We start from the raw sequence: 13,745 nt of genomic DNA, 5'->3' as shown, positions 1-13,745 counted from the left end.
GCCCGGCTGACCGATTCGGTCACGCAACTCAGAACAGCGATATGGGGTTGAACAGGTCGGCGAGGATCAGCACGCCGCCCATCACGAGCAGCGCGACGAAGACGGCGAGCGTCACGGGCACGAGCTTCGTCGCATCGACGGGCCGGGGTGGCGGGCGCCGGAAGAGCTTCGCCCACATGCGCTTGAGGCCGTCCCAGAGGGCGACCACGACGTGCCCGCCGTCCAGCGGCAGCAGCGGGATCAGGTTGAAGACGAAAAGCGCGATGTTGAGCGATGCGAGCAGCCCCAAGAAACCCGACACGCGGTTGAGGATCGGAGACTCCGCCGCCGCGACCTCTCCGGCCAGGCGCCCGGCCCCCACGATGCTGAGAGGACCGTTGGGATCACGCTCCTCCCCCGTCACGAGCGCGACGCCGGTCTCCCAGATCTTCACCGGCAGCTGCCAGATGATGCCGGCGACGGCGCCGACGTTCTCGACGGCGGCCTGCGGCCCGGCCCAGATCGGCTGACGCACGTAGTCGACGGTCGGGCCGATGCCGACGAAGCCCACCTCGGCGTACTGCACGTCGCCGGCGGCATCCAGAATCGGGTATCCCCGGTCGTCGGTCACGGGCTGCTCGACCGACAGCGGGGTCACCCGCAGAGTCTGCTCGGCGCCGTCGCGTTCGATCAGGATCGGGATCGTCGTGCCCGCCGAGGCGCGGATGATGTCGGATGCCTCGGCGAAGGTCGACACGGGTGTTCCGTCGACAGCGAGGAGCACGTCGCCCGGCAGCACCCCGGCATCGGCCGCGGGCGCGCGCGGATCGGACGGCTCGCACTGCGTGCGCTCGGACGACGCGGGGATGACGCACTCGCTGACGCGGGCGATCGAGGTCGTGGCGCTCTGTACGCCGATGCCGCTCAGCAGGATCGCGAAGAGCACGATCGCGAAGAGGAAGTTCATGATCGGTCCGCCGAGCATGATGACGATGCGCTTCCACACCGGCAGGCGGTAGAAGACGCCGTCCTCGGCACCCGCCTCGAGCGTCTCGTCGTTCGCGGCACGGGCATCCTGCACCATCGTCGCGAAGAAGCCGCCGCCGGCGCGACCGCTGCGCTCCGCTGGCGAGGGCGGGTACATGCCCGCCATCGAGATGTAGCCGCCGAGCGGGATCGCCTTGACGCCGTACTCGGTCTCACCGCGGCGCCGTGACCACAGGGTCGGCCCGAATCCGACCATGTACTGGCCGACGCGTACGCCGAACCGCTTGGCCGGCACGAGGTGCCCGATCTCGTGGAGGGCGATCGACACCGCGAGCCCGACGACGAGCAGGACGACGCCGATCACGAACGCGAGGAACTCCACACGCACACGGTACCGGCGCGCGCCTTTGCGTTGGCTCGGAACCCTCCCGTGCTCTACTCTGACGATCGGAGAGGATCCCATGCACGCGCGCCACACCCGAACGCTGCGCGGCGCTGCCGCTTCGGCGGTCGCGACGTGGACGGCCGCCGTGTCGCACACGGTCGGTGGCGGCGAAGCGCCCGCGCCTCTTCTGCTGCTGGTGATCACGATCCTCGCCGTCCCGGTCGCGGTCGCCCTCGCCGGGCGCAGGCTCGGCCTCGTCCGCCTCTCGCTCACGGTTCTGGCCGCACAGGTGCTCCTCCACGTCGCCTTCGCAGCGACGGCGGGCACGGGCGGCACGGTGCTCGGCCACGTCCACGGCCGCACGGAGACGTTCGGTCCTGGTGCGGCATCCGTCGCTCCCGATGTCGCCATGCTGATCGCACACGTCGCCGCGGCGATCTTCACAGTCGCGCTCCTCCACCGCGGCGAACGGATGCTGCGGGCTCTGGGCCGCGGCATCGCCCGGCTCGTCGCGCTGCCGAGCGAGGTCGTGATCCCCTCGTGGCCTGCCGTGCGGACGCGCGCCGCTCTTCGCCGCGTTGCGCCCCTGCGGCGCCTCCTCACCGACGTCGTCTCCCCGCGGGGCCCACCCGCCGTCGTCACCGCAGCCTGAGGGCTGCACAGCTCCTCGTCGCGTTGCGACGAGGAAACCCTCGCGCACGCCCGCATCCGGGCGGCGCTCACCGACGACGAAAGAGACCATCGCATGACCACTTCCCGCTTTTCCCGCCTGCTCGCCACCGGAATCATCGGCGGCGTCGCCCTCGCCGTGGCGATCCCCGTCGCCGCATCCGCGCACGTGCACGTCAATCCCGGCGCGGTGTCGGCCGGCGCGACCGAGACGCTCACGTTCTCGTTCTCGCACGGCTGCGACGGCTCGCCCACGACGGCCCTCGTGATCACGATCCCCGACGGCGTGGGCAACGCGACGCCGATCATGCAGGGCGGCTGGAGCGTCTCGCGCGAGGACGGCGCCGACGGCATCCCCGAGACGATCACCTTCACGGCCGACTCGCCGATCGACGACGCGATCAAGGCCACCGTCTCGTTCGACGCGCTCTTCAACGAAGACACCGCGGGCACGACGCTCGCCTTCCCGGTCCGCCAGGACTGCGTCGAAGGCGTGAACGACTGGAACGAGATCGCCGAAGAGGGTCAGGACCCGCATGACCTGCCCTCACCCGCGCCGCTCGTCGAGGTCGGAGAGGTCGCCGCGGGCGACGACGGTCACGGGCACGGCGACGCGGAGGACACGCACGCCGAAGAGGAGACCGCCAACGCTCACGACGGGGAGGCCGTTCCGATCTCCGCTCCCGCCGACGACACGACGGCGCGCTGGCTCGCGGGCGGCGCGCTCGTCGCGGCCCTCGCGGCGCTCGGCGTCGCGCTCGTGCGCGGCCGCTCACCGAAGCGCTGAGCCCGTCCCGGGAAGGCCGAACACCCGGCCTTCCCGGGTTGCTCCGCGCGGGTGCTTAGATGGATCTGCCATGCCCAGCGATGCCCCTTCCCCGAACCTTCCGCCCGTCCTCCGCCCGGACGCCCCGCCCGCCCACGCGCTCGATGATCTCGCGGCCCGTTTCGACGCCGACGTACGCGGCTCGACGGCCGGCATCCTGCTCACGGGCCTGACGCTCGCGACAGCCGACCTGCGCCCCGGCGACCTGTTCGTCGCCGCGCAGGGCGGCACGCGACACGGCGCCGAATTCGCCGCCGCGGCAGCGGCGAAGGGCGCGGTCGCGATCGTGACGGATGCCGCCGGAGCCGACCGCGCCGCGGCATCCGATCTTCCCGTGCTCGTCGTCGACGACCCGCGAGGGCTGCTGGGCGACCTGTCCGCCTGGGTCTACGGGACAGGGCGCGACGATGACCTGCCGATCCTGTTCGGCACGACCGGGACCAACGGCAAGACGAGCGTGTCGCACCTGCTCGAGGGGATCCTCGGCCAGCTCGGCGTGGTGACGGGGCTGTCGTCGACGGCGGAGCGTCACATCGCGGGGCAGGTCGTCGTGTCACGGCTGACGACCCCCGAGGCATACGAGATGCACTCCCTGCTCGCCCTCATGCGCGAACGGGGGGTCGAGGCGGTCGCCGTCGAAGTGAGCGCGCAGGCGCTCAGCCGCCGTCGCGTCGACGGACTCGTGTTCGACGTGGCCGGCTTCACGAACCTCACGCACGACCACCTCGACGACTACGCGGACATGCGCGAGTACTTCGAGGCGAAGATGCCGCTGTTCCGGCCCGACCGGGCGCGGCGCGCCGTCATCTGCATCGACCATGCGTCGGGGGCCGAGATCCTCGCGCGCAGCGAGATCCCCGCACTCACGGTCGGCACGCCGGCTGTCGCAGCCGATCCGGATGCCGCGCGCGCGGCCGACTGGGTCGTCGAGGTGCTCGCGGAGCGCCCGGACGGCACGCGCTTCCGTCTCACGGGCCCGGAGGGACGCACCCTCACCACGGTGGTGCCGGTCATCGGCACGCACATGGCGGCGAACGCGGCGCTCGCGATCGTCATGATCCTCGAGGGCGGATACGCGTGGGAGCGCGTCCGCGAAGCCCTCGACGGGGGTCGCATCGAGGCGTACCTGCCCGGCCGCACCGAGCTCGTCTCGGGCGAGCGCGGTCCCGCCGTGTACGTCGACTTCGGGCACACGCCCGACGCCTTCGAGAAGACGCTCGCGGCGGTGCGCCGCGTGACGCCCGGCAAGGTCGTCATGGTCGTCGGAGCCGACGGGGACCGCGACGCGACCAAGCGCCACGACATGGGCCGCACGTCGGCCGAGGGCAGCGACATCCTCGTCATCACCGATCACCATCCGCGGTTCGAGGACCCCGAGTCGATCCGCGCCACCCTCATCGAAGGCGCGCGACGCGCGCGGCCCGACGCCGAGATCCACGAATACACGCCGCCCGAGCGAGCGATCATCGAGGCGATCGCCCTCGTCGGAGAAGGCGACGGCATCCTGTGGGCGGGGCCGGGGCACCAGGACTACCGGGACATCCGCGGCAACCGTGCGCCGTACTCCGCTCGCGAGCTGGCTCGTCGCGCCCTGCGCGCCGCCGGCTGGCCCGTGCCCGAACCGCGATGGCCCGTGCCGTACCCCGACGACGAGACTCCCCCGTCGGATCCGCTGCGCCCCGCCTTCTGACCCTGACTCCCTCGGCCCGCGCCCGCGCGGTCGCGGCGCCGCGCCGCCGTAGCGGTACGGCGGCCGCGCCCCGCACCGCCGTAACCTCTCTGTTCACTTGCGCCCTGTGTCAGCGCCCAACGGCGTGTCGCCGACAAAGCACGCAAGTCAACGTGAGGGGATGCACCGCACCCGCACCCGCACCGCGCGCCGCGCCCGCACCGCGACCCGACGCGCCGACGCCCGCCGCGGCGCCGTACTCTCTCTGTTCACTTGCGCCCTATGTCAGCGCCCAACGGCGTGTCGCTGACATAGGGCGCAAGTCAACGTGGGGGGGGGAAGCCGGCCGCACCTGCCCCCGCGACGCACGCCGCCCGCGCGCCGCGCCCGCACCGCGACCCGACGCGCCAGCGCGCACCACGCCGCGGCGCCGTACCCTCTCTGTTCACTTGCGCCCTATGTCAGCGCCCAACGGCGTGTCGCCGACAAAGCACGCAAGTCAACGTGAAGGGAGAGGGAGGGGGCGCCTCAGCGAGCGGATGCGGCGATCGCGCGATCTGCCGCCGCCCTCGCCCACGTCTCGGCGTCGGTGAGCGATGCCCGGGTGAGCTCGTCGGGCGCTTCGTGCAGCTCGACGACGCGCTCGACGGTCTCGACGATGCCGGGAAACGACAAGCGCCCCTCGTGGAACGCATCGACGGCCTGTTCGTTGGCCGCATTGAAGACGGCAGGGTACGTACCGCCCGCGCGTCCGACGCGCTTCGCGAGCGAGACCGCAGGAAACGCGTCGCCGTCGAGCGGCTCGAACGTCCAGGACACGGCGCTCGACCAGTCCAACGGCGCCCCGACCCCCGCGATGCGGCGAGGCCAGTCCAGACCGAGCGAGATCGGCAGCCGCATGTCGGGCGGAGACGCCTGCAGGATCGTGGATCCGTCCGTGAACTCCACCATCGAGTGCACGATCGACTGGGGATGCACGACCACGTCGATGTCGCCGTAGGGCACGCCGAACAGCAGGTGCGCCTCGATCACCTCGAGGCCCTTGTTGACGAGCGTCGCAGAATTGGTCGTCACGACGCGTCCCATGTCCCACGTGGGGTGCGCGAGGGCCTCGGCGGGGGTCACGGCGCTGAGCGCGTCACGCGAGCGACCGCGGAACGGACCACCGGATGCCGTCAGCACGAGGCGGCGCACTTCGTGACGCTCGCCGGCGCGCAGCGCCTGGGCGATGGCGGAATGCTCCGAGTCGACCGGCACGATCTGACCGGGCGCGGCGATCGATGTGACGAGCTCACCGCCGACGATGAGCGATTCCTTGTTGGCGAGTGCGAGCGTACGCCCGGCTTCGAGCGCGGCGAGCGTGGGGCCCAGTCCCACCGACCCGGTGATGCCGTTCAGCACGACGTCGGCGTCGACGTCGCGCACGAGCTGCTCCGCCTCGACGGCGCCGAGCGCTGTGTGCTCGACACCGAACTCGTCGGCCTGCGCCGCGAGTGTGACGCGATTCGAGCCCGCGGACAGTCCGACCACCTCGAAGCGGCCGGGGTTGCCGCGTATGACGTCGAGGGCCTGGGTGCCGATCGAACCGGTGGAGCCGAGGATCAGGACGCGACGCATCCCGTCAGCTTAGACGCGGGCCGGCGCGGTCACCCGCCCGACCCGCGTCGAGGTCACTGAGTGGCGGGGGTGGCGACGGCGAGGATGTCGACGACGAACACCAGGGTCTGACCGGTCAGATCCTCTTCATTGATCTCGCCTTCGCCGTACGCGGCCGAGGGCGGAAGCACAGCGATGACCTGAGAACCGACCGTCTCGCCGATGACGGCGTCCGCGAAGCCCTGCACGACACCGCCGCTCGTCGAGAAGCTGAACGGCTGGCTGCCCCAGCTCTGGTCGAAGACCTCGCCGTCGTTCCACGAGACGCCGTGGTACTGCACGAGCACGGCGTCGCCTTCCTTCACCTCGACGCCGTCGCCCTTCTTGAGCGTGGCCTTGTCGAACTCGGTCGGGATGTCACCCTCGGGCAGCGTCACGGTCGGTGCACCCGACTCGTCGAGCTCGACGGTCGGGAAGCCGTCGACGGGGTCCTGCTCTTCGCCCCAGGCGACCGACTCACTCGTGCCGAGCACGTCGAGAACCCAGATGGCGGCAGGCGAGCCCTGCGACTCGGGAAGCGACATCACGATGCGCGAGCCGACGGTGGCGCATCCGAAGAACTGGTCGGGGCCGGTGCCGACCGAGACCTGGACGGGCAGCAGGTCTTCGCCGTAGCCCTCGGTTCCGGTCTCTTCACCGGTCGACGCGTCGAAGACGGTCAGAGCGTAGGTCACGAGGTCGCCGTCCGAGAGCGGGTCACCGTCGCCCTCCGTGAGCACGAGGCGCTCGGCGGTCTCGACGGTCAGCGGCGCATCGAACTCGAGCGTCGCGGACTCGCCGACCTCACCACCCACCTCGAGCGATTCGACGATCGGTCCGGAGGGCTGTGCCACCGAGCACAGGTCACCGCCCGCATCCGCGGACGACGTCGGCGTGGCTTCGGGATCGGCCGAGCCACAGCCCGCGAGGGCGAGCAGCGCGACGGCGGAGACGGAAAGAGCGGCGAGGGAGCGGATGCGCACGGAGGAACCTCGTGTTCGATAGGCGGGAGGTCCCATCTTTCCGCATTCTTCCTTTGCCCCGGCTGTGAAGGACATGCCCAGCCCGGCATGCGGCCGGGAGTAGCCTCGTCCGGTGACTTCTGCCGACGTACCTGAGCCCGCCGACAGCGCTGCCGGTGAGCCGGCGCGTCGCATGGGCGCGACGTACGCGCTCGGACGCATGGTCCTCACTCCCCTCGCGCGCGTCATGTACCGCCCGCGGGTCATCGGCAAAGAGAATGTGCCCCGCACGGGCCCGGTCATCTTCGCGAGCAATCATCTGTCGTTCATCGACTCGATCGCGATCCCGGTCGCCGCTCCCCGTCCCGTGCACTTCCTCGCCAAGTCGAGCTACTTCGACGGCACGGGCGTCAAAGGGTGGGTCTCGCGCACGTTCTTCACGGCGATCGGCGCGATTCCCGTGCAGCGCGGTGCCGGACAGGCCGCACTCGATGCCCTCGATCAGCAGCGGCAGCTGCTGGAGGACGGTCGCGCCGTCGCGCTCTATCCCGAGGGCACACGGTCGCTCGACGGACGCCTGTACAAGGGCCGCACGGGTGTCGCCTTCCTCGCCCTGCAGACGGGCGCTCCGGTCGTTCCCGTCGGCCTGATCGGCACCGACAAGGTGATGCCCGTCGGCGCCTCGGCGCCGTCACTCAAGCACCGCGTGACCGTCAAGTTCGGCGAACCGCTCGATCTCTCGCACGCGGGCCCCGCGACGTCGGGCCGCGCGCGTCGTGTCGCGACCGACGAGATCATGGCGGCGATCCACGCGCTGTCGGGCCAGGAGCTCGCGAACGCCTACAACGAGATGCCCGCGCAGAACCCGATCGAGCGGATCAAGCAGGTCCTTCCGCACGAGCGTCGCTGACGACCTCGATCGTCGGCTCGTGACGCACGGGGAAGTTCACGGAGTTCGCGATGAAGCACCACTCCGCCGCTTGCGCGTGGGCCGCTGTCGCAGCATCCGTCATCGATGCGTCCGCAACCGTGACGCGCGGACGCAGCACAACCTCGCGGAACGCTCCCCCGCCGCGGCCGTCCTGCACCATGACGCCCGTCGCGTCGTCCTCGTACGCGACGACGACGACTCCGGCCTGAACGCACGCGTGCAGATAGGACAGCAGGTGACATTCGCTCAGTGCGGACAGCAGCAGGTCCTCGGGGTTCCAGCGCGACGGGTCTCCGCGAAAGGGCTTGTCCGCCGACGCGAGCAGCGGGGGCTTCCCGTCGATCTCGAGGGTGACGCTGCGGTCGTAATCCCGATATCCCGACGTGCCCGTTCCACGGTCGCCCGTCCACGTGCTTCGCACGGAGTATCGATGCTCGCCCCACATGCGACACAGTCTGGCACGCGCTCGCCCTCCTCGCGGCGATAGGATTTTCGGATGCCGCAGACCTTTCCCCTGACGGGAGCCGTCGAGCTCGCCGTCGTCGAACGCAGCGGCTTCGTCGAGTCCCGGCACGCCGGGGTCGCCATCACGCTGGCCCCCGACGGCACCGTCGTCGACAAGTTCGGCGACGTCTCGGCGCTGTTCCTCCCCCGCTCCAGCCTCAAGCCCCTGCAGGCGCTCGCGTGCCTCACCGCGGGGGCCACGCTCGAGGGCGAACAGCTCGGGCTCGCGACGGCGAGCCACTCCGGCACGGACCGTCACGTCGACGTCGTGCGTGACATGCTCTCGGCCGTGGGGCTCGGTGAAGACGACCTCGGCTGCCCGCCCGCGTGGCCGATCGACCCCGCCACGCGCAACAGCCTGGTGCGCGACCTCGGCCAGCCGGCATCCGTGCGCATGAGCTGTTCGGGCAAGCACGCGGCAATGCTCGCCGCGAGCGTGGCGAACGGCTGGGACCCTGCCTCGTACCTCGATCTCAATCATCCCGTTCAGATGCATATCCGCGAAGTGATCGAACGCCTGACCGGTGAGAAGATCGCGGCGAGCGCCGTCGACGGCTGCGGGGCGCCGATCTACGCTCTCACCGTCTTCGGATTCGCGCGCGCGCTGCACCGCATCGGAACGGCGTCGACGACATCGCCGTTCGCGCTGCACCGCAGCGCCGGGGCGCTCGTGCAGGCGGTGCGCGCGCACCCGTGGACGATCGATGGTCCCGGGCGTCCCGACACCGTGGCCATCGAGCAGCTCGGCGTCTTCGCCAAGAGCGGCGCGGAGGGTGTCATGGCGATGGTCGCTCCCGACGGCACGACGACGGTCGTCAAGGTGCTCGACGGCTCGGGTCGCGCCGGCACCGCGGTCGCGCTGCGGCTGCTCGAGCGTGCCGGCTCGCTGTCGGCGCAGGATGTCGCCGACACCATGTCCAAGCTTCCGCTCGCCGTGCACGGCGGCGGTACCACCGTCGGGGCCATCCGCCCCTCGGTCTGACCGCTCTCACCCAGAGCATCGAGCGCTCCAACGGCGGAGCGGAGAGGAATACACGATGCGCATCAGCATCCCCACCGAGATCAAGAACAACGAGTACCGCGTTGCGATGACGCCCGCGGGCGTCCACGACCTGGTCGCCGCGGGCCACGAGGTGTTCGTGCAGCGCGGCGCCGGGGTCGGCTCGTCGATGCCCGACACCGAGTACGAGGCTGCCGGTGCCACGATGCTCGACGATGCCGCCGAGGTCTGGGCGCGCGCCGAGCTGCTCCTCAAGGTCAAGGAGCCCATCGCGAGCGAGTACGGCTACTTCCGCGACGACCTCGTGCTCTTCACCTACCTCCATCTGGCGGCGGATCGGCCGCTCACCGAGCGCCTCGTCGCCGACGGCGTGACGGCGATCGCCTACGAGACCGTGCAGCTCCCGGGCGGCGGACTACCCCTGCTCGCGCCGATGAGCGAGGTCGCCGGTCGGCTCGCGCCGACGGTCGGCGCGGCCACCCTCATGCGCTCGGCCGGCGGGTTGGGGCTGCTCATGTCGGGAGTGCCGGGCACCCGCCCCGCCGCCGTCACCGTCATCGGCGGCGGCGTCGCCGGAGCCAACGCCGCCGTCATCGCCGTGGGCATGGGCGCCGACGTCACGATCTTCGACACGAACGTTCAGCGCCTGCGCTACCTCGATGATCACTTCCAGGGTCGCGTCAAGACCGCGGCATCCAATCCCTTCGATCTGGACCGCGCGGTCGTCGGATCGGATCTGGTCATCGGGTCGGTGCTCATTCCGGGGGCGAAGGCGCCCAAGCTCGTCACGAACGACATGGTGGCGCGGATGCGCCCCGGTTCGGTGCTCGTGGACATCGCCGTCGACCAGGGCGGCTGCTTCGCCGACACCCGTCCGACCACGCACGCCGACCCGACGTTCCCTGTGCACGGCAGCGTCTTCTACTGCGTCGCGAATATGCCCGGCGCCGTGCCGAACACGTCGACGTCAGCCCTCACGAACGCGACCCTGCCGTACATCCGGCAGATCGCGCGGCACGGCTGGCGCGATGCGCTCCGCGCGGATGCTGCGCTCGCGGGCGGGCTCAACACGGTCGGCGGCAGCGTGGTCAACGCCGGCGTCGCGAACGCCCACTCGCTCGATCTCGCGCCTCTCGCCGACGCACTGGTCTGACCACGGTGATCGCGTTGTCGAGGATCGAGGCGTCGGAGAGGTAGGCGTTCCACGGCGCGAGCCGCATCGGCGCGCAGAGCGGTGCGATCGACGTCATCGCACAGGCGTACGGAGCGCGCCTGCGGTCCTCGAGCCGTCCGGACCCACTGCGCGTGCGCTCACCGGACGCCGGGTCCGGGTCCGGGTCCGGGTCCGGGTCCGGGTCCGGGTCCGGGTCCGGGAAGGACGATCCGCACGGCTTCGCCGCCCTGCGACAGCAGCCACGCGCGGCCGGCACCGGGCAGCGCGTACGGCGGCAGGTCGCGGCTTCCGCTCAGCGCGCGATACTCGGCGGCGCACGACGTGTCGATGACGAGGTCGTGATCGGCGCGCACGCGCGCGAGCAGCCGCCACTCGCGCTGCCATTCGTCGGGATCGCCCATGAGCACGACGGGCCCGTACGCGGTCACGGACGGGTCGGCAGCGTATTCATCGAGCGAGAGCGAGCGGATGCCGCTGTCCGACCACACGTCGAACGCGGGCCGCGCCGCGGCACGACGCCGCGTCACGAACCCCGTCAGGGACGCGTGCGGCGTCCACGGCGGGGCGGGCACCGCGGGGGCGGCTGCCGTGACCTGGACGCCGTCCGGCACGGCGACCTGTACGGCGAGAGCGCCGAGCCGTCCTCGCCCGGGCGGCGCGTCGACCGTGTGATGCGCGGGGTCCCCGCCCGCCGCGAGGTGCTCGGCACGCGATGCCGTCGCCAGGACGAGGCGCCGCGGCAGAATCTCGCCGAGCCGCGCCGCGGCGCCCGTGAGGCGCTGGGTCGTCGCGACGATGAGGTTTCCCGTCGCCCCTGCGCCGCGGAACAGCAGCTCGAGGCGTTCCAGCACGACCTGCGCGTGGTCCGGCGAGAGACGGGCGGGCACGGTGTCGAGATCGTCGACGATGATGACGGCGCCGTGCGGCGGCGGGTCGTCGATGAGTGCGGCGACGGAGTCCCACGTGGACTCGCCGTCGCCGGCCACGCGACGCACGACTCGAGCCTGCTCCGCGATCGTGTCGAGCACCGTCGTCTTTCCCGAGCCAGGTCCGCCGACGACGAGCAATCCACGATCGACGAGACGGAGTCCGACCGCGCGCTGCCGCTGGCGTTCCGGCTCATCCGCGATGCCGATGAGCAGCTGAGACTCTTCGCGGTCGCCGGCCATGACCCTCGCGTCCGCGAGCGAGATGGATTCGGGCAGGTCCGGCAGCCAGGGGCGGCGCGGTGCCGGACCTGTGGCGCGTCCGGCCACGGCTGAGATGTCGGCCGCGCACGTCAGCGCGATGCGGACGCGGTGCGGGCTCGCGTCGGCTGCCCGCCGGATCAGTGCGAGACCGCGCGAGGCGACGCCACCGGGGAGCACCGCCGCCTCGTCGGTGCCGATCAGCGCACGACTGTCGGCGGCATCCGTCACCCGCAGGCTGAGACGCAGCGGACAGTTCGCCAGCAGGCTGTCGCGGATGACACCGGCCGCCCGCTGCGTGCCGAGGATGAGATGCAGTCCGAGTGCTCGTCCGCGCGCGGCGATGTCGCCGAAGACGGCGTGGAGTTCGGGATGCTCCGCGAGCAGTGCCGCGAACTCGTCGACGACCACGACGAGTCGCGGCAGCTCGACGCGCTCGTCGAGGATGTCACGGGCACCGCACCGCGCGAGTTCGGCCTCCCGCCACCGGATCTCGGCGCGCAGGCTCTCGATCGCCCGGCGGGCACCCGACCCGTCGAGGTCGGTGATGACGCCCGTGACGTGCGGGAGACCCCGCAGCGCGTCGAATGCCGTGCCGCCCTTGAAGTCGGCCAGCAGAAAGCTCACGTCGCGCGTCGAGCGGCCTGCGGCCAGTGCCAGCACCCACGTGATGAGCAGCTCGCTCTTGCCCGATCCCGTGACACCCGCCACGACGGCATGCGGACCGTCCGCGACGAGATCGATCGCGAACGGCTGCCGCCCTGCGACACCGACGACCGCGTCGAGCGCGCTCCGCCCCGCAGCGGAGGGACCCGGTGCGACATCGGCGAAACGTACGGGCTCGTCACGGTGGGACGTGAGGCCGAGGGTCCGCGCGGCGCGGTCGGCCAGCTCCGTCGCGATCGCGGTCGCCTGCTCGATGCCGACCGCTTCGACCGCGACGTCCCGCACGCCTGTTCCGTCATCGAGGAGCGCGCGATCGAGTGACGACACCGACAGGCGCGCGCGACAGCCGGGAGGCGGATCGGCGCCCGGCGCGATGACGGCGATCGTCACGTCGGCACTGGGCGACAGCGGCTCCGCCGTCACGGCGAGGGTTCGTCCCGTCGTCGCGTGGCAGTGCGGCAGCTCGCGCACCCACGCGAGGTCGGCCGGGATCGGACCCACGATCCGCAGTATCCCGGGCGCCGTGGCGAGACACAGCTGCAGCACGAGAGCTCGATGGACGGCCGCGACGAGGGCCGGACCGCCCGTGATGGCGAGGCCGTCGTCGGCCGCCACGAGCACGGGCGCTCCGGGCAGGCGCGCCGCCCGCGCGCGCAGGGTCGTGGCCTGCGCATCGCCCGCTCCGCCGCTCACGCTGAGGCCGCTGGCCACGTCGCCCGTGCCGACGACGAGCGCGCCGGATCGGTCCGACAGCTCGCGCCACACGTCGCCGTCGCGCGCCGCGAACCCCGCGACGTCGGGATGCCGCGCCCATCGGTGCCGACGCTCGCCGTCCTGCCGGCGCTCGATCGACCGGGTGACTCGATCGCGAGCGACAGCGGCCGCCTCAGCGGCCCTCTTCTTCTCGCGCCGCGCCCCACGCCGCCCGTCGACGACACTCGCCACGGCGATGAGCGGTCCGAGCCCGGCCAGCAGAAGCGCGAAGAGCGATCCGGTCACGAGCCAGAGCACGACAGCGCCGATGACCGGCACGGTCGATGCGATGAGCGGCAGCGGCGGACGGGCAGGTGGTGTCCATGCGTCAGGCAGGATCAGCGGCTCGGCGTCGTCGAGTTCGTCGATGAAGGCTCGGCGGGGTGCGGTGGCGGTCGTCACCCGCCCATTCCACGCC

11 protein-coding genes are annotated in these 13,745 nt (G+C 71.6%); 6 read left to right on the top strand and 5 right to left on the bottom strand.

Annotated features, from left to right (window positions below; translation table 11 throughout):
- Positions 1 to 28: 28 nt before the first annotated feature.
- Complete coding sequence (locus tag ACWIBS_RS11480; protein ID WP_376129928.1) at positions 29 to 1,348, bottom strand: M50 family metallopeptidase; 1,320 nt, start codon at positions 1,346 to 1,348, stop codon at positions 29 to 31.
- Positions 1,349 to 1,427: 79 nt separating this feature from the next.
- Here ACWIBS_RS11480 and ACWIBS_RS11475 point away from each other — a divergent pair, with 79 nt between their 5' ends.
- The 3 genes from ACWIBS_RS11475 to ACWIBS_RS11465 all read left to right on the top strand — a co-directional run bounded on the left by ACWIBS_RS11475 (position 1,428) and on the right by ACWIBS_RS11465 (position 4,536).
- A complete protein-coding gene (locus ACWIBS_RS11475; RefSeq protein WP_376129930.1) occupies positions 1,428 to 2,003 on the top strand; it encodes a hypothetical protein in 576 nt (191 codons plus the stop codon).
- A gap of 93 nt (positions 2,004 to 2,096) precedes the next feature.
- On the top strand, positions 2,097 to 2,807 hold the full coding sequence (locus ACWIBS_RS11470) for a YcnI family copper-binding membrane protein (RefSeq protein WP_376129933.1): 711 nt from the start codon (positions 2,097 to 2,099) through the stop codon (positions 2,805 to 2,807).
- Positions 2,808 to 2,877: 70 nt separating this feature from the next.
- On the top strand, positions 2,878 to 4,536 hold the full coding sequence (locus tag ACWIBS_RS11465; RefSeq protein ID WP_376129936.1) for a Mur ligase family protein: 1,659 nt from the start codon (positions 2,878 to 2,880) through the stop codon (positions 4,534 to 4,536).
- Positions 4,537 to 5,043: 507 nt separating this feature from the next.
- On the opposite strand, the gene ACWIBS_RS11460 is transcribed toward ACWIBS_RS11465, so the two are convergent.
- Positions 5,044 to 6,132: a 1-deoxy-D-xylulose-5-phosphate reductoisomerase gene (locus tag ACWIBS_RS11460; RefSeq protein ID WP_376129939.1), complete on the bottom strand. Its 1,089-nt coding sequence runs from the start codon at positions 6,130 to 6,132 to the stop codon at positions 5,044 to 5,046.
- A gap of 53 nt (positions 6,133 to 6,185) precedes the next feature.
- The gene (locus tag ACWIBS_RS11455; protein WP_376129942.1) at positions 6,186 to 7,133 is read right to left on the bottom strand and encodes an FKBP-type peptidyl-prolyl cis-trans isomerase; all 948 of its coding nucleotides are present in this window, start codon (positions 7,131 to 7,133) and stop codon (positions 6,186 to 6,188) included.
- A 112-nt stretch (positions 7,134 to 7,245) separates the two neighbouring features.
- Between ACWIBS_RS11455 and ACWIBS_RS11450 the strand changes: the two genes are divergently transcribed.
- The gene (locus ACWIBS_RS11450) at positions 7,246 to 8,022 is read left to right on the top strand and encodes a lysophospholipid acyltransferase family protein (protein WP_376129945.1); all 777 of its coding nucleotides are present in this window, start codon (positions 7,246 to 7,248) and stop codon (positions 8,020 to 8,022) included.
- Here ACWIBS_RS11450 and ACWIBS_RS11445 read toward each other — a convergent pair.
- On the bottom strand, positions 7,991 to 8,488 hold the full coding sequence (locus ACWIBS_RS11445; protein ID WP_376129948.1) for an OsmC family protein: 498 nt from the start codon (positions 8,486 to 8,488) through the stop codon (positions 7,991 to 7,993). The two genes, ACWIBS_RS11450 and ACWIBS_RS11445, sit on opposite strands and share 32 nt — an antisense overlap.
- 51 nt (positions 8,489 to 8,539) lie before the next feature.
- Between ACWIBS_RS11445 and ACWIBS_RS11440 the strand changes: the two genes are divergently transcribed.
- Both ACWIBS_RS11440 and ald read left to right on the top strand, forming a co-directional pair.
- Positions 8,540 to 9,529, top strand: a complete 990-nt coding sequence (locus ACWIBS_RS11440; protein WP_376129951.1) for an asparaginase — start codon at positions 8,540 to 8,542, stop codon at positions 9,527 to 9,529.
- 55 nt (positions 9,530 to 9,584) lie between these two features.
- Entirely contained in the window at positions 9,585 to 10,700 is a 1,116-nt protein-coding gene (gene ald / locus ACWIBS_RS11435; protein ID WP_376129953.1) for an alanine dehydrogenase, read from the top strand.
- A 158-nt stretch (positions 10,701 to 10,858) separates the two neighbouring features.
- On the opposite strand, the gene ACWIBS_RS11430 is transcribed toward ald, so the two are convergent.
- Positions 10,859 to 13,729, bottom strand: a complete 2,871-nt coding sequence (locus ACWIBS_RS11430) for an FtsK/SpoIIIE domain-containing protein (protein ID WP_376129956.1) — start codon at positions 13,727 to 13,729, stop codon at positions 10,859 to 10,861.
- Between the last annotated feature and the right edge of the window lie 16 nt (positions 13,730 to 13,745).

This window comes from Microbacterium sp. NPDC055442 (genome assembly GCF_053644215.1).
Note: the sequence above shows the minus strand (reverse complement) of the source record. Positions and strands in the feature narration are given on the sequence as shown.

Excerpts from the sequence above, each read along its gene's own strand:
- ACWIBS_RS11475 (WP_376129930.1), top strand. The coding sequence starts at position 1,428 with ATGCACGCGCGCCACACCCGAACGCTGCGCGGCGCTGCCGCTTCGGCG.
- ACWIBS_RS11470 (WP_376129933.1), top strand. The coding sequence starts at position 2,097 with ATGACCACTTCCCGCTTTTCCCGCCTGCTCGCCACCGGAATCATCGGC.
- ACWIBS_RS11465 (WP_376129936.1), top strand. The coding sequence starts at position 2,878 with ATGCCCAGCGATGCCCCTTCCCCGAACCTTCCGCCCGTCCTCCGCCCG.
- ACWIBS_RS11460 (WP_376129939.1), bottom strand. The coding sequence starts at position 6,132 with ATGCGTCGCGTCCTGATCCTCGGCTCCACCGGTTCGATCGGCACCCAG.
- ACWIBS_RS11445 (WP_376129948.1), bottom strand. The coding sequence starts at position 8,488 with ATGTGGGGCGAGCATCGATACTCCGTGCGAAGCACGTGGACGGGCGAC.
- ACWIBS_RS11440 (WP_376129951.1), top strand. The coding sequence starts at position 8,540 with ATGCCGCAGACCTTTCCCCTGACGGGAGCCGTCGAGCTCGCCGTCGTC.
- ald (WP_376129953.1), top strand. The coding sequence starts at position 9,585 with ATGCGCATCAGCATCCCCACCGAGATCAAGAACAACGAGTACCGCGTT.